Origin of the sequence: Streptococcus sp. HSISS3 (assembly GCF_000448605.1) — a bacterium.
In the GTDB taxonomy this organism is placed as follows: domain Bacteria; phylum Bacillota; class Bacilli; order Lactobacillales; family Streptococcaceae; genus Streptococcus; species Streptococcus raffinosi.
In genome coordinates, this window is record NZ_CM002130.1 from 1,735,804 (window position 1) to 1,757,542 (window position 21,739).

A 21,739-nucleotide genomic window follows, 5' to 3' on the forward strand; every position below is an offset into this window, starting at 1 on the left:
CTTTATCAGCGATTGCACCTACAGTTGCTACAAGGGCTTTAGCTGTACCGTCGTGTGATACTGTGATTGCTACAGTTGCTTTCATTGTATCGTAAGCGACAGTTGCGTCTGTTCCCTTAACTTCTTCTACAGTGTAGTTGTGAACGCCTTCTTCACCTTTCTTGAAGCTGAGTGGTGAGAATGAAACGTTACCAGCCGCATCATTGCTTACTGTTTGAACAACTTTACCTGTTGAATCTTTAAGCACGAAGTTGAATTCGTTGGCTTTAAGCTCACGACCTTCCAAACGTTTAGTGAAGTTGAATGACACTTCAACTGGAACGTTGTTCACACGTTTTTCAGTTGGTTTGCTTGGTTTTTCAACTTTCTTAGTTGTTGGGTTGTAGTAGTTTACAACTTGAGCTGCTGTATTTTCAATGTCTGCACCACCTGGAACATCAGCTTTAACTGTTGTTGGGATGTCGAACTTGTAGTAACGTCCAAATGCGAACTTAGTTGTATCAATGATTTGAGTGTTTTCAGCGTCGCCAAGTGACTTAGTGAAGCCGGCTTTAAGGTTAGCTGTAATCACACCATTGTTAACAGTGATATCGAATTTATCTGTTACATCATCTCCTGTTACAGAGTCATATGCTTTAATCTTAGTAGCATCAAGTTCCAACTTAGTTTCATCGAAATCATCTGAGATTCCTACTGTTTGGATGTTACCCTTGTTGTTTGCATCGAATTTAGTTGTATCAAGCCATACTTGGTAAACCAACTTGTCGCCACGGTTAACAGTCTTAGTATTGATGTTTTCAGCTTCGTTGTTGTTTGTGTTATCGACATATGGATTTGCGTTTGTTTCACCATATTTATCTGTCAATTCAGAATCATCATCAAGAAGTTTGTTATCAGTGATTGAGAATTTCTCTGCATTCAATACATACTTCTCTGGTTGGAACTTAGGTTCTTCTGGTGGAGTTACACGGTTGTTAAACTCTTTATCAGCAGCATCTGTTACATTCGCTACGATTGCTTTAGCTGTACCGTCATGAGAAACCACAACTTTCACAGTCGCAACCATTGGGTCGTAAGAAACGGTGCTATCAGTACCACGAACTTCTTCTACAGTGTAGTTGTAAGTCTTACCAAGATCATCTTTACCAAACTTAAGTTGAGTGAAGTTAACCTTACCAGTCGCATCATTCTTAACTGTTTCAACAACGTTGCCGTCTTTCTTAAGAACGAATGTGAATTCTTGATCTTTCAATTGACGACCTTCAAGAGCTTTCGTGAATTTAAGATCAAGTGGAACTGGAACACTGTTGACACGTTTTTCAGTTGGTTTGTTTGGTTTTTCAACTGTCTTACTTACTGGGTTGTAGTAGTTCACAACTTGAGTTGCTTTGTTTTCAATATCTGCACCAGCTGCGACATCGTCTTTAACTGTTGCTGGGATATCAAATTTATAGTAGCGTCCAAATTCGAACTTAGTTGTATCAATGATTTGAGTGTTTTCAGCGTCGCCAAGTGACTTAGTGAAGCCTGCTTTAAGGTTAGCTGTAAGAACACCGTTGTTATCAGAGATATCGAACTTGTTAGTTACATCTGCGCCAGTAACTGAATCGTAAACCTTGATTTCTGATGCAGTAACAGTCAATTTATCCTTGTCGTAGTTATCTGTGATACCTACTGTTTGGATGTTATCTTTGTTGTTTGCATCAAACTTAGTTGTATCCAACCATACTTGGTAGTAAAGTTTAGATCCACGTTCAACTGTCTTAGTATTCAAGTTTTCAGCTTCGTTGTTCTTTGTATCATCGACATATGGGTTAGCGTTAGTTTCACCATATTTATCTGTCAATTCAGAATCGTCATCAACGAGCTTAGTACCTGTGATATCGAATTTCGCTTTAGAAACAACGTATTTCTCTGGTTGGAACTTAGGTTCTGTTGGTGGAGTGACACGGTTGTTGAATTCTTTATCGGCAGGATCTGTCACGTTTGTGATCAATGCTTTGGCAGTACCATCGTGACTGACTTTAACAGTTACAACTGCAGCCATTGGGTCGTAAGTAACTGTTGAGTCTGTACCTTTCACCTCTGTTACAGTGTAAGTGTAAGTACCTTCTTGACCCTTCTTATATTTAAGGGCTGTGACAGTTTCACCAGCTTTGTTTGTGTAATCAACTGGTGTGAACTTGAAGTTACCATCTGCGTCGTTGGTTGTAGTTGCGATAACAACATTGTCGCTATCTTTCAACTCGAATGTGAATTCGCCAGCTTTAAGCGCACGGCCTTCCAATTTCTTAGTGAAGTTGAATTCTACTGAGATTGGAACACTGTTGACACGTTTTTCAGTTGGCTTGTTTGGTTTTTCAACTGTCTTGCTTACTGGGTTGTAGTAGTTAACAACTTGCGCTGCTTTGTTTTCGATATCGGCACCAGCTGCGACATCGTCTTTAACTGTTGCTGGGATATCAAATTTATAGTAGCGTCCAAATTCGAACTTAGTAGTATCAATAATTTGAGTGTTTTCAGCGTCGCCAAGTGACTTAGTGAAGCCGGCTTTAAGGTTAGCTGTTACAATACCGTTATTGATAGCGATATCGAATTTGTTGGTAACATCTGCACCAGTGACTGAATCGTAAGCCTTGATTTCAGATGCAGTAACATTCAACTTAGTTTCGTCAAAGTCATCTGTGATACCTACTGTTTGGATGTTATCTTTGTTGTTTGCGTCAAACTTAGTTGTATCCAACCATACTTGGTAGTAAAGTTTAGAGCCACGTTCAACTGACTTAGTATTTAAGTTTTCAGCTTCGTTGTTCTTTGTATTATCGACATATGGATTGGTGTTTGTTTCACCATATTTATCTGTCAATTCAGAATCGTCATCAACGAGCTTAGTACCTGTGATATCGAATTTTGCTTTAGATACAACGTATTTCTCTGGTTGGAACTTAGGTTCTGTTGGTGGAGTTACGGTATTGTTAAATTCTTTATCAACAGCATCTGTGACAGTTGCTACGATTGCTTTCGCTGTACCATCGTGAGATACTACAACTTTCACAGTTGCAACCATTGGGTCGTAAGTAACTGTGCTATCAGTACCACGAACTTCTTCTACAGTGTAGTTGTAAGTCTTGCCAAGATCATCACGGCCAAACTCAAGTGTCTTGAAGTTTACTTTACCGCTTGCATCATTGTGAGCACGTTCAACTTCAGCACCATCTTTCTTCAAGATGAATTCGAATTCGTTAGCTTGAAGCGTACGTCCGGCAAGAGTCTTAGTGAAGTTAAGGTCAAGTGGAATTGGAACACTGTTAACACGTTTTTGTGTTGGTTTGTGTGGTGTTTCAACTGTCTTGCTTACTGGGTTGTAAACGTGAACTGTTTGGTTGGCTGTATTTTCAATATCAGCACCAGCTTTAACAGATTCTTTAACAGTTGCTGGAATATCAAATTTATAGTAACGACCAAATTCGAACTTAGTAGTATCGATAACTGGGTTGTTTACTTTATCTTTGATGAAATCTGCTTTAGAAGTTGCAGTGATTGTACCATTTTCAACTGTGATGTCGAACTTGTTAGTCACATCTGCACCAGTAACTGAATCGTAAGCCTTGATATCTGAAGCGTTAACTGTCAATTTATCAGCATCGTATGTATCTGATACACCAACGTATTGAACGTTGTTTGCGTCAGTAAATTGATTTGTATCAAGCCATACTTGGTATACCAATTTAGAACCGCGTTTAACAGTCTTAGTATTCAAGTTTTCTGGTTCGTTGTTAGCAACACCATCAAGATATGGATTTTTATTTGTTTCTGTGTACTCGTCACCAGGAACATCATCGTCATCATCAGTCAATTTATGACCAGTGATATCATATTTTTCTTTGCTTACAACGAATTTTTCTGGTTGGAAATTAGGTTTTTCTGGTGGTGTTACTTTGTTGTTGAATTCTTTATCGGGAGTACCGTCAGTAGCATTACCGTTGGCATCAACCCCACCAGTTGAAGATACGTTTGTAACTGTAGTCAATGAATGACCATTCTTAGCAACTTCAACTGTAACAGTAGCTTTCATCTTATCGTAAGTCATACCAAACTCTTTGTTGGCTGGGATAACTTCTTCTACTGTATAAGTGTGAGTACCTACTTTAGTATTGTCGAATGACAAGTTAGAGAATGAAACATTACCAGCAGCATCATTCTTAACTGTTTCAACAACTGCACCTGTAGCAGCATCTTTCAATACGAAGCTGAATTCACCTGCTTTAAGTTCACGACCTGCCAATTTCTTAGTAAAGTCGAACTTAGTCACAACTGGAGCAACAACATAGTTGTTGAACTCAGTGTCTTCAGGCATTGTAACAGCAGCGTTCAAAAGACCTGTTTGAGCGTCTTTTGTGACATTGACAGTCACAACTGCGTTCATTGAATCATAATCAATGTTTGTATCTGTTCCAGCTACTTCACGTACAGTGTAAGTGTGCGTACCTTCAGTTGCATATGAGATTGAATCAAATTGGATTGAACCATCAGCCGCATTCTTCTTAGTTTGGATCACATTGCCGTTTTCAAGCAATTCGAAGGTGAAGGCATTTGCTTCAAGAGTCTTACCTTCCAAACGTTTTGTGAAGCGGAATTGTGCTTGTGTTGGAGATGAAGTGAATGTATTGTTGAATTCTTTGTCGGCTGGAAGTGTATTAACAGCTTTAAGAACATGACCATCTTTAGTAACAGTAATTGTTACTTCAGCTTTCATTGTGTCATATTGAATGCCAGCTTCAGAACCACGAACTTCTTCAACAGTGTACTTGTGAGTACCAACTTGTGCGTTTGTGAATGTCAAATCGTCAAAGGCGATAACACCATTAGCATTGTTAGTCTTAGTTTGAAGAACAGTTCCGTTGGCATCTTTCAATACGAAGCTAAATTCACCATCTTTAAGAGCACGACCTGCAAGAGCTTTGCTGAAGTCAAAACGAGTCTTAACTGGTGCAACAGCAAAGTTGTTGAACTCAGTATCAGCTGGCATAGTAACTGCAGCGTTCAAAAGACCTGTTTGAGCGTCTTTTGTGACATTTACAGTTACAACTGCGTTCATTGAATCGTAATCAATGTTGGTATCTGTTCCAGCTACTTCACGTACAGTGTAAGTGTGTGTACCTACAGTTGCATATGAGATTGAATCAAATTGGATTGAACCATCAGCCGCATTCTTCTTAGTTTGAATCACATTGCCATTTTCAAGCAATTCGAAGGTGAAGGCATTTGCTTCAAGAGTCTTACCTTCCAAACGTTTTGTGAAGCGGAATTGTGCTTGTGTTGCAGCAGGTGTGAATGTATTGTTGAACTCTGTATCTGATGGAAGAGTATTTGTTGCTTTAAGAACGTGACCTTCCTTAGTAACAGTGATTGTTACTTCAGCTTTCATTGGGTCATATTGCATACCAGCTTCAGAACCACGAACTTCTTCAACAGTGTACTTGTGAGTACCAACTTGTGCATTTGTGAATGTCAAATCGTCAAAGGCGATTACACCACTAGCATTGTTAGTCTTAGTTTGAAGAACAGTTCCGTTGGCATCTTTCAATTGGAAACTGAATTCACCATCTTTAAGAGTACGACCTGCAAGAGCTTTGGTGAAGTCGAATTTAGTTTTAACTGGTGCTACAACATAGTTGTTGAAGATCTTATCATCTGCGCTTGAAGCAAAACCACCAGTACCACTGTATTTAACTGAAGCTTGCAAATCACCATTAGCATCTTTCGTAACCTTTACAGTCATGGTTACTTCCATAGTATCATAGTCGACATCCTTGTCTCTACCAGCTAATTCGGTGATTGTATATGTATAAGTACCTTCTTTTTTAAATGACAATTCTGAGAAGGTTGCCTTACCACCTTGGTTTGTAACAGTTTCTTCCACACCAGGTGAAGAAGAGTTTTCCTTGATCTTGAAGCTAAATTCACCATCTGTAAGGACACGTCCTTCCAATTGTTTTTCAACTTCTGGTTTTACCTTGATAGTTTCTGTCTTATCGTAGTAGTAAATTGGTTGTTTGTATGGTACAAGAGAGTTGAGCAAGTCAATATTCATACCACTACCTGTAACTCCTCTTCTAAGTTGCTCATTATCAATCTGATAACCAATATTATCTCCCAAGAACGGAACAAAGACAGTCTTATACGGTGTGTATCCAGCAGCTTTTTGGAAGTCAAATGGAAGTTCAATACCATTCGGATGATTCACACCATCAGTACCAGTAAATGGAATTGTATGAAGAGGTGACATTTTCTTAACCAATTCCTGAGTATTGTTCTCACCTGGTTTGATTGGCTTAGTTTCTGCTAAAAGCATATAGCCATCCGTACTCAAAGTACCATCTGAACGTTTACTTTGTTGTTTTGGATCCAGCAAGTAAACGCGAATGACGACTGAACCATCTTCACCAACGATTTCTTTGATACGTTTAATACCGTATCTATCAGCATCCATAAACTTGGTTCCAACTTTATATGGACGACTGACATAACCAGAAGTTGTATCTGGATCTGCTGTTTGATAAAGCTTGTAAGTTGTTTTTCTGGTAATTTTATCTGTAAGTTCTTCAGTCTTTGTAAATTGACGTTCCCCAGAAGCTGTGAAGTTTTGACCTTCCATAGCTTTCAGAGTATATTTAGCTAACTCAGTTTCATTGCCATTTTCTTTATAGTCCTGAGTTGTAACAGACTTACCAGTTTCCTTGTAGGTAGGGTTTTTCTTGTCAACAAGTTTATAGTAAGTAGTCTTTTCAACATTAACAGGAATCTTAAAGTTCGTATCAGTAACCTGACGACCATTATAAGCAGGTTCAACTGCATTCAAAATATCATTTGAATTACGTGCAGAATATACGGCTAGCAAATGTTGTTGCTCGGCTGTAGTCAATTGATGTCCTGGAGCTACATAAGATTGAATCGCTGGTCCAACTTCAAATCCTAATTGAATGAAAGGTTGATCTGTCTTACCAGGACCTTGTCCAATACCGGCTTGGTAGTCCGCTTTGAGCGTCAACTCATTATTAGATTTTGGAGTTGTGGTAGTGAATTTTTGTACACCACTTGTTGCAGTAAGTGTGTGTGTTTCAACAACACTACCAGTCGTTTTATCTATCAATTCGACTGTAGTATCAGTTGAAGTATCAAAGTTCTTGTATGCACGTGCATAGTAGTTTGTATTATAACGGGCATTGAATTTTGTCAAATTCCAGATACCAAATGTATAGACGTCACCTTCTTTAGCTTGGTAACCAGCTGGAATTGTTTGAGAGTGTACAGATGCTCCGTTAGGATCTGTCATATCTGGATTGGCAGCAACTTTATTAGCTAAAGTCGTCACAACATCAATCGGTGCTACATTATGGTCTGTCAAAGCACGACGGTTACGACGGCTGCTTCTTGTTGCCAAAGCACCAGCATTCGTCAAATCAGTTGCTGCACGGTCAAGTGTTGCACTTCGATCTGCTGCTGATCCTACAGAATAAAAACGTGAATAACCACGTGCTGTAACATTTGGCTTAACACTTGTTGCTGCCGCAGCAGTTTCAGCTGCTGGTGTTTCTTCAGCTACTGGAGCTGCTGTTGCTGCAGAATGGTTAGCTGCTGCTGCAGCTGGAGTTGCTGTAGCGGCTGTTGCTGCTGGTGTTGAAGCTGTTGTTTCAACTTTACCGCTGGCTGCTGCAGTTGAAGCTGCAGTTGCTGGTTTAGCTGCTTCTGACGTAGCTTTGTTTTCTGCAGGTTTAGCTGCTTCTGATTTAGCGCTTGAAGAAGCTTCTTCTTTTGCTGCTTCAGAAGTTGTTGCTTCAGCCTTTGGAGCTTCAGAAACAGAAGCTACTGAGATTGGTAGCGTTGAAGTTGGGGCTTCAGCCGCAGCTGCAGCAGTTGGATCTGATTGAGCAACAGAAGTTGCTGTTTCTTTGACCAGATCTGCAGTGCCCTCAGCTCCTACAGCTGCAGAAGAATCTGAAGACGACGTTGATGCTGCGTCAACCTCTTCAGCCTGTGCGGTGTGAGCAGCAAACAATGCTGTCCCAAGCAAGACTGAAGCGACACCAAACGAATATTTACGCAATGAAAAGCGTTGGCGTCTGTTGAAAATGTCTTTCATTATAAAGTCTCCCTCTTTAAAAAAGTTAGTTATATGTCACATGCATTCGAGAATTTGTATCCTCGTATCCATGATTCAATTGCATTTTAACATTCTGACAATTTATAGTCAAGTGATTTAGACAACTTTTTTAAAAAAAATCAAATTGTCAGACATTTTACTTTGTTTTTACTCATTAATTCTTACCTAACAACTGTAAAATGCAGTAAATAACTGAGTTTTTCTTTAAATTTTACATCTTTTACCACTTCTTATTTTTCTAATCAACTCATGCAGATTAATCATAATTTTAATCTTAGTGATTGTTGATGTGCCATATAATTATCATTATTTTTATTTATGTTCTCATTTAAACCTTACTTAAAGTAGAGAAATCACATAAAGGCGGACTATATGTCCCTCTGAATCGAAAAGCTAGCCTAAACTGACGATTGTCTCCTTCTTTTTGTTTAAGGGGCGCTTTTCCTTCAGAATCCCCTATTTGAAAATGGTTGCCAAGAGTTAAAAATCTTAAAAAGTTTATTAATACCTACCTGGTTTTATCCATTCTTTCCTCACAATTCAAAAAAGTCATCCCATTTTCCCGGTAACCCTCTCAAGATTTTGTTACTTACTAACGGTTTCTCAGAGACTTAAGATTAGTCTAGTTAGCCTCTTTTCTTAAAATTTTAAAATTCCAAGCTTATAAACTTGGGATTCTTGTCATTTTTTTAGAGAGGAACTGCTTGTCTATTTCTTCCTTATATGGTTGTCGTTCCAGCTCTGTAATTCTTGATAGGATTTGACTTTACCTTCCTCATTAGTCGGTTTAAAGGCGCTAACCTGTAACTCATAGGCATCTTGCCCCACTGGCGCCATCCAGTGCAACAGGGCATTAACCCAAGTCTCGTTAGTGACTTTATTTGGAAGGCTGTAGATTCTCGCATGTTTGGTCTTAACTGCCTCGTAGGCATCTTTTTGCTCTTTGGCAAAGTTGGTATTGTCCATATTAAGACTTCTGTCCTTGGCTGAAAGGTAATATAAAGCAGGCAGATTACCAGTTGGTGTGTTACTATGATCATCAAAATCTTTACCATTAGCAGCACTCTGAAACATCTCAAGACCAAAAGGCGCTAACGTCTTAGAGATATCAACATTAGCGTGTTTAAATTCCGTCTCCAATGTATCGGAGTTGGTTGGAATGTACATTTCCTCTATCTTTTGAGAATAAAGATTGAGGAACTTTTTATTGGCAGTAGGGTCAGCTGACGATGCCCCAAATGGCAATTGTAGGTAGCCCTGTCCATTGAGCATGAAAAGTCTTAGACTTGCCTGATTTAAATAATCTTCATCCCCAGCTTTTTTAGCCAATTTCAAAAGGTCGATTTGTTTGGGTTTTTGATTTGGTTTTTCCGTGTCATACACATAGATATTATAGTAGTCATACTTGTAAAGACTATCACCCTTGGCATTTTTCTTACTAGATAGATTCCCTTTATACTCTTGAGTGACGAGGTATTGACCAGCTACCCCCACTATGTTAAACATGTTTCTATCCTGACCAGGGTTTGGTGTCACGAGTAGAAATTCCTTGTTATCCCCGAAAGTTTTCAGGGTGATTTTGAACAAAGGATCCTCTGCATTGCTGCCTGAATAGAGGGTACTACTCGACTTGCCCGATGCGTTCGAGCCTTTAGCACTCTTACTGCTACCATTGAGAGCAAAAAAGATAGCTATCCCAGCAATAACAAAGAGAAGCGCCACTAAGAGACCAATAAAAACAGCCTTGGTTGTCTTATCACTCTTAGGTGTGGACTTTTGCATAAACTTATTTTCCATAATAATCTCCCATTTTTCTGTATCACTTTTAGTATAGCATAGACAGGGGGGGTGATAAGGTGCTAAAAACTTCCATCCTTTATAGAAAAGGAAAGCCTCAAAAAAGTCATTTTCTTCATATACAAAAAACTCAGGCAAAACCTGAGTTCTTTTAGTCTTAATCAATTTCAAGACCACCAGTATAAAGTCGGTAGTAAGTACCACCTTGTTCCATAAGGCTGTCGTGGTCGCCACGTTCAATGATATGTCCATGGTCCATAACCATAATCACATCTGAGTTAACGATGGTTGAAAGACGGTGGGCGATAACAAAGACGGTACGTCCTTCCATGAGGCGGTCCATCCCCTCTTGTACCATTTTTTCGGTACGAGAGTCAATAGAGGAAGTCGCCTCGTCAAGGATGAGAACCGGTGCATTAGCAAGGGCAGCACGCGCAATGGCAATCAGCTGACGTTGTCCATTAGACAAGCCTGCACCATCGTCTGTAAGAACAGTGTCGTAACCATTGTCCAGATGTTGCACAAAGGAATCCACGTTAGCAATACGAGCAGCTTCAAGAATTTCTTCACGAGTCGCATCCGCACGGCCGTAGGCAATATTTCAGCGATAGTCCCTGTGAAGAGATGGGTATCCTGAAGCACGATACCAAGTGAGCGACGAAGAGAATCTTTTTCAATCAGCTTCACATCGATACCATCATAAGTAATCACACCAGATTGGATGTCGTAGAAACGGTTAATCAAGTTGGTAATTGTCGTCTTACCAGCACCTGTCGCACCGACAAAGGCAACCTTTTGCCCCTTGTCTGCATAGAGGTTAACGTCGTGAAGGATTTGTTTCTTACCATCGTAAGAGAAATCAACATCTTGGAAGACCACATTTCCGACCAACTCGACCAACTCGTAGTCGCCATTTGGACGTGGGTGCTTCCAAGCCCAATGGTTGGTTTTCTTGTCTGTCACAACCATTTGACCGTCTACCAATTCGTAATTAACCAAAGTGACCTTACCTTGATCCACTTCTTCTGCTTCATCCAGAAGGTCAAAGATACGGTCGGCACCGGCAAGCGCCATAAGGACAAAGTTCAGTTGTTGAGAGACCTGAGTAATAGGGCCGTTGAAGGAACGGTTCAATTGTAGGAAGGCCATGAGACCACCGATAGTCAAGCCACCCACACCATTGAGGGCAAAGACCCCACCGACCAAGGCAGTCAAGACGAAGGATACATTTCCTAAGTTCCCAAGGATTGGCATGAGGACATTGGCATAGCGATTGGCCAAGTATGAGGATTGGAAGAGTTCTTCATTAATCTTGTCAAAGTCAGCCATGCTTTCTTCTTCGTGGACAAAGGCCTTGACCACTTTTTGACCTGACATCATTTCTTCGATAAAGCCATTCTCAATCCCAAGATTCTTTTGTTGCTCACCGAAGTAACGGCCTGATTTGGCAGATATATTTTTAATAACCATAAACATGATGCCTACCATGATTAGGACCACGATAAAGAGAAGTGGACTCACAGTAAGCATGGTTACAGTCACACCAATAAGGGTAATGGCCGTTTGCAAGAGTTGGGGAATGGATTGCTCAATGGCCTGACGGAGGGCATCGATGTCATTGGTATAGATCGACATGATGTCCCCGTGTTTATGAGTGTCAAAGTAACGAATAGGGAGCTTTTGCATACGAGCAAAAAGCTGATTACGAAGGGAACGTAAGGAATCTTGTGAAATCGTCGCCATGAGGAGGGAAGCCACATAGTTGGCAACCACACCGATAAGACAAAAGACCTCAACTGATGTCAAGAAACGTAACAGTGGCCCAAAATTATGACTACCAGACTTGACCATGGGTTGAACGTAAACGTCCACCAAGGACTGAATTGAAGCCGTCAAATTAACCGTTGCCAAAGAAGCTACAACGATAAGGACAAAGGAGATAGAAAGTGAAAGCTTGTAGTCTTGCCACAAAAAGCGTAGCAGTCGTGCTAGTGAGCCCCAGCTGGCTTTTTTCTTATTCTGCATCTGCTACTCCTTTCCCTTGTGTTTGCATCTTGTAAACGTCACGATAAATGGCATTATTAGCCACCAAGTCGTCGTGACTACCAATGGCATCGATACGGCCATCATTCATGACGATGATACGGTCTGCATCTTGGATAGATGAAATCCGTTGGCCGATGATGATTTTAGTCGTGTCCTTAAGACTTGAAGCGAAACCTTGACGAATCAAACTATCTGTCTTGGTATCGACTGCTGATGTCGAATCATCCAAAATCAAGATTTTCGGATTCATGAGGAGAGCACGTGCAATACAAAGACGTTGACGTTGTCCCCCTGAGACATTAGCTCCACCACGTTCAATCTTGGTGTCATAGCCATCCTTAAACTCTTGGATAAATTCATCAGCTTGGGCAATCTTACAAGCTTGGATGATTTCTTCATCTGTTGCCTGTTTATTTCCCCAGCGCATATTTTCCTTAATAGTGCCTGAGAAAAGAACGTTGGTTTGAAGGACCATGGCAACTTGTTTACGCAAGCTATCCAAATCATAGTCCTTAACATTGTGGCCGGCAACCTTGACTTGACCAGCTTCCACATCATAGAGACGAGGAATCAGCTGAACCAGACTAGATTTTCCTGAACCCGTTCCACCAAGAATTCCGATAACTTCACCAGACTTAATATCAAGCGTAATATCTTTGAGGACATGGGTCTTGTCACCATTTTCATCCGTATATGAGAAGTCCACATGGTCAAAGCTGATTGAACCATCTGCAACTTCTGTCAAACCATTTTCAGGCGAAAGGATAGTCGCTTCAGTACTGAGGACGTCATTAATACGTTCCACAGAAGCCATAGAAATGGACAACATGACAAAGATCATCATGAACATCATGAGTGAGATGAGGATAGTCATGGTGTAGCTGAACATAGAGGTTAATTCACCTGTAGATAGGTTACCGACAACGATAAGGTGGGCACCAAACCAAGAAATCATGAGGAAGGACGCATACATTGACAACATCATGGCTGGGTTAGACATGACAACCACACGAATAGCACGCATAAACATTTGATAAATGCGACGTGAGGCCCTCTTGAATTTATCAGTCTCTTCCTGCTCCTTAACATAGGACTTCACCACACGCATGTTGGTGATATTTTCCTTGATACTGTTGTTAAGGTTGTCATAAGCCTCAAATACTTGAGTAAATAAAGGATATACAATCTTGGTAATAAGCGCTAGAATCACACCGAGGAAGAGCGTTACGCCAACGAAAATCCAAGCCATCTGACCGTTGATAAGGAAACTAGCAGTAATGGCAAAAATCAGGTTGAGTGGGGCACGCACACAGATGCGGATAATCATTTGATAAGAGTTCTGAACGTTGGTAACATCAGTCATCATACGGGTTACCAGACCACCAGCTGAGAACTTATCGATATTTTCAAAGGAGAAGCTTTGAACCTTCTTGAAAATGGCCTGACGTAGATTCTTGGCAAATCCAGCAGAGGCAAAGGCCGCATAGCGAGCCGACTGCATACCGCAGAATAGGGATAGAAAGGCGCAGACTAACATGAGGCCACCGTAGAACCAGATGTTAGACATGTTAGATTGCTGGACACCTTTGTCCAAAAGATTAGCCATGACAAAGGGAATGGAAATCTCAAACATGACTTCTAGCGTCATGAAGAGGGACGCTAGGATTGAGGGTTTCTTGTATTCCTTTATCTGGGCGATCAGGGTTTGAAACATAGTTACCTCCATTTTATTTGTTGTTTTTTACTTTTTTGATGCTTTCTTAAGTGGCTTCGGACGCTAGCAGCTTCCTTCGGAATCTCATAGCTAAGTTTTGAGCCAAAGTCTCAAAACTTCCGAGTTATAGAAGTCTCTTGACTTCTATAACTATTGCCACGGCGAAAAATATCGTCTGCCCTGAGCAGAGCGTGTTTCAGGCATTGATAGATATAAGCTAGTCCTGTAATCCATCACGGCAAAGCATCGCTGGTGGGCAGAGCGAGCTGTCGAATCGTGAGCAACTTCGAACAAGTGCAAATAGGTTCAGGATGACCCCTACCACGGCGAAAAACATCTCCTGTCCTGAGCAGAGCGTGTTGTAAGCAGCGTTAGATAAGGCGAGTTCGCTATGTCATCACGGCGAAAGCATCGCTGGTGGGCAGAGCGAACTGTTAGCATCTTACTCTGCTCTAAACAAGACTGAGCAGATTTAGACAACTGTTGCCACGGCGAAAAATATCGTCTGCTCTATGCAGAGCAAAGTTTTATAAGAACAGTCAAAATGCTCATATTTTATCTATAAAAGAACAGTTATACCCTTTTGAGAGCATATAAAAGCCCCTGAGGGATGGGCCCTAGGGAGACTTCGTTTTAATATAGATGTTACTTATAGTATAGGTTAATGTGACTTAAATTGCAAGTAAAATGCTATATGACTAGGATTTGTTCTGATTTCCTCATTATTCTGCCCATAATCTGTTCATTTTTCACAAACTTATCTACAACATTCGGAAATTCCCCTTAACCGTAGCGGAAAGTTGTTTTATTCTTCTATTTATAATAGACTATCACTAACATTAGATGAAAAGGTGATTCTATGACTATAAACCAACTGCTTCAAAAGCTGGAGTCTACCAGCCCCATTCTCCAAGCTAACTTTGGAATTGAACGCGAAAGTCTTCGTGTCGATAGACAGGGAAAATTAGCACATACGCCTCACCCATCCTGTCTGGGAGCTCGTAGTTTCCACCCCTATATTCAGACTGACTTTTGTGAGTATCAGATGGAGCTCATTACGCCAGTTGCCAAATCCACCACTGAGGCTCGTCGTCTTCTAGGAGCTATTACCGATGTGACCGGACGTTCGATTTCTCAAGACGAGGTTCTCTGGCCCCTCTCTATGCCACCTCGCATTAACGCCCAAGAAATCCAAGTTGCCCAACTGGAAAATGAATTTGAACGCCATTATCGCAACTACTTGACTGAAAAATACGGAACTAAACTACAAGCTATCTCAGGTATCCACTATAATATGGAACTGGGTAAAGATTTGGTTGAGGCCCTATTCCAAGAAAGTAATCAGACCGATATGATTGCCTTCAAGAATGCCCTCTATCTTAAGTTGGCTCAAAACTACTTGCGCTACCGTTGGGTGATTACCTATCTCTTTGGGGCTGCACCTATTGCTGAGCAAGGCTTCTTCGACCAAGAAGTTCCAGAGCCTGTGCGTTCCTTCCGTAACAGTGACCACGGCTATGTCAATAAGGAAGAAATTCAAGTATCCTTTGATAATCTTGAAGACTACGTCTCCGATATCGAAACCTATATTGCCAATGGTGATTTGATTGCCGAGAAGGAATTTTATTCAGCTGTTCGTTTCCGTGGCCAAAAGGCTAATCGTTCCTTCCTGGACAAGGGAATTACCTATCTGGAATTCCGTAACTTCGACCTCAATCCCTTTGAGCGTATCGGTATTAGCCAGACTACTATGGACACTGTACACTTGCTCATTTTAGCCTTCCTTTGGCTTGATAGCCCTGAAAATGTTGATCAAGTTCTAGCTCAAGGTCACGCACTAAATGAGAAAATTGCTCTTTCTCATCCGCTAGAACCACTACCTGATCAAGCTATGGCCGAAACTAAGGATATTATTAAAGCCCTAGACCAATTGGTTCAACACTTTGGACTTGGTGACTATCATCAAGATTTGGTTAAGCAAGTCAAGGCAACCTTTGCGGATCCAAAACAGACGCTCTCTGCTCAACTCTTACCTTATATCAAAGACAAGTCCCTAGCTGACTTTGCTTTGAACAAGGCGCTGGCCTATCAGGACTATGATTGGACCGCTCATTATGCCCTCAAGGGCTATGAAGAGATGGAGCTCTCTACACAGATGTTGCTTTTTGATGCTATCCAAAAGGGAATCAATTTCGACATTTTGGATGAACAGGACCAATTCCTCAAACTCTGGCACAAAGACCATGTCGAATACGTCAAGAACGGTAATATGACTTCAAAAGACAACTACGTGGTCCCTCTTGCCATGGCCAATAAAACTGTGACTAAGAAGATTCTGGCAGATGCTGGCTTTCCAGTTCCTACTGGTGACGAATTTACCAGCCTTGAGCAAGGACTTGCCTATTACCCTCTAATCAAGAACAAACAAATCGTGGTCAAACCAAAATCAACCAACTTTGGTTTGGGAATCTCCATTTTCCAAGAACCTGCCAGTCTTGAAAACTATCAAAAAGCCCTTGAAATTGCCTTCGCAGAAGATACCGCAGTCCTGGTTGAAGAATTTATACCGGGTACTGAATACCGTTTCTTCATCTTGGACGGGCATTGTGAGGCTGTCCTCCTTCGTGTTGCTGCAAATGTCGTTGGGGATGGCAAACACACTATCCGTGAATTGGTTGCTCAGAAAAATGCCAATCCATTGCGTGGCCACGACCACCGCTCACCGCTTGAAATTATTGCCTTAGGAGACATCGAACAACTAATGTTGGCCCAACAAGGCTACACACCTGACGATGTCCTTCCTGATGGGAAAAAGGTTAACCTACGCCGTAACTCTAACATCTCTACAGGTGGCGACTCTATTGATGTCACTGAGATTATGGATTCCTCTTACCAAGAATTGGCCGCAGCCATGGCAACTAGCATGGGAGCCTGGGCTTGTGGGGTTGACCTGATAATTCCAGATGAAACGCAAATTGCCATCAAGGAAAATCCGCATTGCACCTGCATTGAGCTTAACTTTAACCCTTCCATGTATATGCACACCTACTGTGCCGAAGGACCGGGTCAAGCTATCACTCCAAAAATCCTGGACAAGCTTTTCCCAGAATTAGTAGCCCTTAAACATCAAAACTAAACTGTCATAAAGCAAAGCACCTTTATCAACATGTGATAAAGGCGCTTTTTCTATGCAAGTACTAGTCACCTGTCTCCTCTTTGGGGTGAGCTTCCAAGTACTGAATATTTTGAATATAGACGTCTTGAGCCTGTTCAAAGGCCACCTGATTGGCATAGGGATAGTCAATGTAAAATAAGTCCTGCCAGCCGTTAAGCTTTTGACTATTGTAAAAGCCTTGAATCTTAGTTGGAAGGAAATCCTTGTTATAACTAATGCGCAACTTGAGCAAAGTCTTGTCCTGAAACTGCGAAATAATACTGTTAGAGGTTTCTTGATCCTTAAGATCAGACCAAACCCGATTCAAGCGGATGTCCTGGGTATAGTGGTCGGCTTTAATGCGAGCCTTATCCACAGGGAGCTTTTGAGTCGCCCCTAAGAGGTAGGACAACTCCCCTTGAAAATAATCCTCAATCGTCAAATCACCAAGACTAGACCCATACAAGATACCATCCTTAATGGCAATGTTTGATCCAAAGAGTCTTTGATTAGCAACATCAAAGGACATTCCCTCATCCTGTCCATAAAGTTTGATGGCGTAGGCATCTCTGACCCGATAGAAATTTTTAGATACGAGAACCTTATCAAGGGTTTCCGTTTGCTTGGCTTCCTCCTTGACCTTGGAACTTATAGGTTTCTTGGTAAAAGCTGTCAAAACCATCAAGCACAAAAGTAGAACGAATATGATCCAGATAGGCATTGTAGACCTGAAGGCGGTCTTCAGCTTTAACGTGTCTCCATGTTTCAAGATCTTTCAAGCCTCCTTTTTTAACAATATCGGTATAGTTTCCACCGTTTAGCACATTCCTCGGATTTTTCCACTTCTTAACCATTTTCCGTCTGATGGCATTATCAGCAGGATGATGAACATCCAGATAGGTGTGGCTGTTATTGAGGTAAGCCGGTAAATCGGCATTGAGGCCCTTAGACAGACCATAGTTAGCCGAGTCTGTATCGGCAATATCAGCCCCATCCTCTATCTTATAATGCTTAGGATTAGAGTCGATGCTACCATCTTTCTTTTCTTGTAAACATTCCATTCGGATACAAATTTTCCTGTATCCATATTGACAATGAATTCAATAAAACGGGCATTACTAACACCGTAGGGCCCCATAATGCTGGTCTGAGGCAACTGAATTTTCATATTATGCGGATAGGTGAAATCACCTAAAGTTCGATTATGGAAGGAAGCACCTGTGGTGTAATCCAGATTAATCTTCTTGTCCTTGCTATAGGCCAAAAGCTTATCCAAATCCGTCTTGCCCTTGTAGTTGGTCCTAACATAGTCCATAGACTGCTTATCAATCCAAGATCTGAATAGATGGAGCTTGATGCCTAACTCATCCACACCCAAGCCCTGATCTGTCTGATAGGTTTCCATGATAGCTTCACGGAAGTAGCTATAAAAAGGACTGGTTGGCTCAAGTTGTTTGGAAAATTTATAACCCGACTTCCCAAGTTGGAGAAACTGGTACTTATCCACATAAACCTGCATATGGTTCATAACCAAATTAAGCTTGTCATGGTTAGGTAATTGAGAAGCTTGGAAAAAGGCTGCATAAGTATCAGAACCAACTTCCTTACTTTCTTGATCAATGTCATTCAAGATGTTGTCAAAGTGGTCCAGAGAAGTCTTTTTCATTTTACTTCTTACCTGAGCCACATAGGCCGGCTTAATCGCCTGATCCCAGTGGTCACGGGCTATAATCGCATCAGCTTTTTGCGAAATCACAGCCAAGCGTTTCTGATAGGCCTCATCTGTCAAAGCTAGCTTCAAGGCATCCGACAGCGTCGCTTGAACTACTGACAAATCACCATAAGCATCCGACTTTAGGACAAGATTGACCTGTTTATCATAGGAATGATTGATATGGAGGGATAGACGAATCTTTCCATCCTCCTTACGCACCGACATCGGATCAATTTGATAAGATTGGATGACCCCAGCCTGACTCAAAGCCAGTCTGTCTAAATTTTCCAAAGAAGCCTGATAAATGTAGGAAATTTCTGGGTCTTTGACCCTCTTGACCAGATATTGGTTTCGACGACGGTCGAAAACCACAAGACCAAGTATAAGGATTACAGCCAAGGCACTTGCCAAATACTGTAAAATTGCTTTCTTCATAGTACTTCCATTATATCATAGGACGGCAAATTATACTGAAAACGGTTGACAATCCTGAAAATAGATGAAAAGCAGGTCGTATCTAACCTGCTTCCCTACCTTATAAATCACTCAAGTGACGATGTTTAATCTTAAAGTCAAAATAAGCATTTTCCTGAAGTTTATGGAAAATCTCTCTGTAAGCTGCTTCATCAAAATGATCTCCACGATAGAGAATCTCAAAACTCAAGCCCTCATATTCCAGAAAGGCATTTGACGTCTTAAAACCATTACGCTTGTAGAAATCCCAACGAGCCGCACGTTGCTCTGGATTATCATTAGGCTCATCCAAACGCTCCACCTCTAAAACCATGGATCGTGTTGGCCCATAAAACTCCACTAATTTATCAATGATTTCACTACCATAGCCATGACTCCTCATTTGAGGAACAATAGCAAAAAAGCTAACATAAAAAACCTTAGCATTATAGAGAACTGAGGCAAAGCCAATAAAATCATCTTCGTCATAAAAGGCAAAGAAATGATAATCCTCACGACCATCCAGTTGTAAGAACTCACTCAAAGGAATACGTTCTTCCTCCGGAAAGGCCTCATTGTTCAAGCGCTCTACCCTATCTAAATCTGGAAACTCCTTGGTAATTAATTGGCTACGTAAAGCCATAACATTTCCCCCTTTTCTGATGCCTATATCTATAGGCCATTATATCATCTTAGCGAACAGTTGCAAACTTTAAGGAAGGATGACTAAAAGATTCCGAAGACTTCAGAAACAGCTAGCATCGAAAAATGTTGCGTCTACACTACAAAAAAGATAAAATTGATGTATAAACGCAACAAAAGGAGGGATAATATGTCAAATAAAGAAAGAATGCTGCACCATCTTGCACATCATAATGGCATCATTACTTATAAAGACTGTAAAACTCTTGGCATACCCACTGTCTATCTAACTAGGTTAGAACAGGAAGGAACTATTTTTCGAGTTGAAAAAGGAATTTATCTAGATGCTAACGGGGACTATGACGACTATTACTTTTTTCAATATAGATTTTCAAAGGCTATCTACTCTTACACATCTGCATTATATCTATTAGGCGTTACTGACGAGATTCCTCAATATTTTGAGATAACTGTACCTAGAGGTTATCGCTTTAACACCCCTCTTTCCAATCTCCTAATTCATACGACAACTAAGAATTTTATCGAGATTGGGGTTACATGCATTAAAACTCCAATGGGAAACTACGTTCAGGCTTATGACCTAGAGCGAACTATTTGCGATTTAATTACTAACCGAAATCACATTGATACAGAACTTTTTGTGAAAACACTTCAGAGTTTTGCTAAAAATCCGAATAAGAATATAGGTAAACTTTATGACTATGCTACTAAAATGCAGGCCATAAAAGATATCAAGCAAACTCTGGAGGTTCTTATGTGAACAAAGCAACATTAACCCTACTCTGCCACAAAATCTCTAAGCAAACTGGCTTAACCTTTAACTCCGTGATGACCTATTATTTTCTTGAAATGATCCTAAAAAAGTTAAGCCAGAGTTCATACTCAAGAAACTATATCTTTAAAGGAGGCTTTCTTCTTTCGAATGTCATTGGCGTTGAATCACGTAGTACTGTCGATATTGACTTTCTATTCCAGAACATCACACTATCATTTGAAAATGTTGAGAAGCAACTCAAGGATATTCTTGCGATTCCAATAGAGGGTATCAATTTTACGATTCAATCTATAGTTTCTATTAAAGAAAGCGACCTTTACAGTGGGTACCGGGCCAGCATTCTTTGCCAGCTAGAAAACATCAAACAAATGGTTCATTTAGATATCGCAACAGGGGATATTGTAACGCCACACCCTATTCATTACGACTATAAATCTCTTTTTGAAGATGACCACTTCCCAATCATTGCTTATCCCATTGAAACCATTATTGCTGAAAAGCTACAAACGATATACTCTAGAAACTTTTTGAATAGCCGTAGCAAAGACTTTTATGACATTTATATTCTTTCAAAATTGAAGAGGGAAGAAATTGACACCTTACAGCTCCAATTAGCCATAAAAAGAACATTTGCATTTCGTGGTACCACATTTGATTACAATAAAAATATTGAACTTCTTAAATCATTTAAAAATGATGAAACCCAAAACCAACAATGGCAAAACTACGCAAGAAAATACAGTTATACTAATGGTATCTCATTTAAAGAAGTTCTTGATGAAATAATCATGTTGTTAACTCAGCTTCCTTTTAGTAGGGACTGATAAAGTCATTTGATTGGTTTTATTCACAATATATACAAAGTTATTTTTTCAGAATGAAACCTAGAAACCTACATATATTGAGACTTTGTGGCTCTATAATTTCTGTAGTGGGTAAAATCACTATAGAGATTATAGAGCTTTTTGAATGCAGACAAAAAGTCCCATAAGAACTATAATGAAAAGCAACCAAACCATCATTAGGAAGAACTTATGAGACTTATTAAGAATACCACAGAATTAATCGGAATTAAAGACCCAAATATCATTATTTCTCTTGTTTTTGAAAAAGATACCTACATCGAGGTTCAAGCAACACTTGATTATCCTGCACCATCATGTCCTCACTGCCAAGGAAAGATGATCAAATATGACTTTCAAAAGCCTTCTAAAATTCCTCTCCTTGAACAAGCTGGAACACCTACACTATTACGTCTT

The 21,739-nt window shown here is 40.5% G+C and carries 8 protein-coding genes and 3 pseudogenes; 4 read left to right on the forward strand and 7 right to left on the reverse strand.

Features of this window, described 5'->3' with window-relative positions:
- From HSISS3_RS07980 to HSISS3_RS07995, 4 genes and pseudogenes are all read right to left on the reverse strand, one after another.
- Positions 1-8,143, reverse strand: an 8,143-nt coding sequence (locus HSISS3_RS07980) for a Spy0128 family protein (RefSeq protein ID WP_042771942.1), incomplete at its 3' end; no start/stop codon positions are given.
- Between the two features lie 729 nt (positions 8,144-8,872).
- On the reverse strand, positions 8,873-9,961 hold the full coding sequence (locus tag HSISS3_RS07985) for a hypothetical protein (RefSeq protein WP_021146171.1): 1,089 nt from the start codon (positions 9,959-9,961) through the stop codon (positions 8,873-8,875).
- Between the two features lie 157 nt (positions 9,962-10,118).
- Positions 10,119-11,986 (reverse strand): annotated as a pseudogene (locus HSISS3_RS07990) (ABC transporter ATP-binding protein).
- Positions 11,976-13,721, reverse strand: a complete 1,746-nt coding sequence (locus tag HSISS3_RS07995) for an ABC transporter ATP-binding protein (protein ID WP_021146173.1) — start codon at positions 13,719-13,721, stop codon at positions 11,976-11,978. The pseudogene HSISS3_RS07990 and the gene HSISS3_RS07995 overlap by 11 nt, the downstream one beginning before the upstream one ends.
- 859 nt (positions 13,722-14,580) lie before the next feature.
- Between HSISS3_RS07995 and gshAB the strand changes: the two genes are divergently transcribed.
- The gene (gene gshAB, locus HSISS3_RS08000; protein WP_021152323.1) at positions 14,581-16,857 is read left to right on the forward strand and encodes a bifunctional glutamate--cysteine ligase GshA/glutathione synthetase GshB; all 2,277 of its coding nucleotides are present in this window, start codon (positions 14,581-14,583) and stop codon (positions 16,855-16,857) included.
- A gap of 61 nt (positions 16,858-16,918) precedes the next feature.
- Here the strand turns inward: gshAB and HSISS3_RS08005 are convergent, their stop codons facing one another.
- The 3 genes and pseudogenes from HSISS3_RS08005 to HSISS3_RS08015 form a co-directional block, all read right to left on the reverse strand.
- On the reverse strand, positions 16,919-17,557 hold the full coding sequence (locus HSISS3_RS08005) for a hypothetical protein (RefSeq protein ID WP_051176050.1): 639 nt from the start codon (positions 17,555-17,557) through the stop codon (positions 16,919-16,921).
- A pseudogene (locus tag HSISS3_RS08010) lies at positions 17,481-19,024 on the reverse strand (DUF1310 family protein). Before HSISS3_RS08010 ends, HSISS3_RS08005 begins: the two are co-directional and overlap by 77 nt.
- Before the next feature lie 100 nt (positions 19,025-19,124).
- Positions 19,125-19,685, reverse strand: a complete 561-nt coding sequence (locus HSISS3_RS08015; protein WP_002889357.1) for a GNAT family N-acetyltransferase — start codon at positions 19,683-19,685, stop codon at positions 19,125-19,127.
- A 189-nt stretch (positions 19,686-19,874) separates the two neighbouring features.
- On the opposite strand from HSISS3_RS08015, the gene HSISS3_RS08020 reads away from it, so the two are divergent.
- The 3 genes and pseudogenes from HSISS3_RS08020 to HSISS3_RS08030 all read left to right on the forward strand — a co-directional run.
- Positions 19,875-20,465, forward strand: coding sequence for a type IV toxin-antitoxin system AbiEi family antitoxin domain-containing protein (locus HSISS3_RS08020; protein WP_021152327.1), 591 nt, complete (start codon positions 19,875-19,877; stop codon positions 20,463-20,465).
- Entirely contained in the window at positions 20,462-21,304 is an 843-nt protein-coding gene (locus HSISS3_RS08025) for a nucleotidyl transferase AbiEii/AbiGii toxin family protein (protein ID WP_021152328.1), read from the forward strand. Before HSISS3_RS08020 ends, HSISS3_RS08025 begins: the two co-directional genes overlap by 4 nt.
- Before the next feature lie 210 nt (positions 21,305-21,514).
- Positions 21,515-21,739, forward strand: a pseudogene (locus HSISS3_RS08030) (ISL3 family transposase); the annotation flags it as partial.

Excerpts from the sequence above, each read along its gene's own strand:
- HSISS3_RS07985 (WP_021146171.1), bottom strand. The coding sequence starts at position 9,961 with ATGGAAAATAAGTTTATGCAAAAGTCCACACCTAAGAGTGATAAGACA.
- HSISS3_RS07995 (WP_021146173.1), bottom strand. The coding sequence starts at position 13,721 with ATGTTTCAAACCCTGATCGCCCAGATAAAGGAATACAAGAAACCCTCA.
- gshAB (WP_021152323.1), top strand. The coding sequence starts at position 14,581 with ATGACTATAAACCAACTGCTTCAAAAGCTGGAGTCTACCAGCCCCATT.
- HSISS3_RS08005 (WP_051176050.1), bottom strand. The coding sequence starts at position 17,557 with ATGGTTTTGACAGCTTTTACCAAGAAACCTATAAGTTCCAAGGTCAAG.
- HSISS3_RS08015 (WP_002889357.1), bottom strand. The coding sequence starts at position 19,685 with ATGGCTTTACGTAGCCAATTAATTACCAAGGAGTTTCCAGATTTAGAT.
- HSISS3_RS08020 (WP_021152327.1), top strand. The coding sequence starts at position 19,875 with ATGTCAAATAAAGAAAGAATGCTGCACCATCTTGCACATCATAATGGC.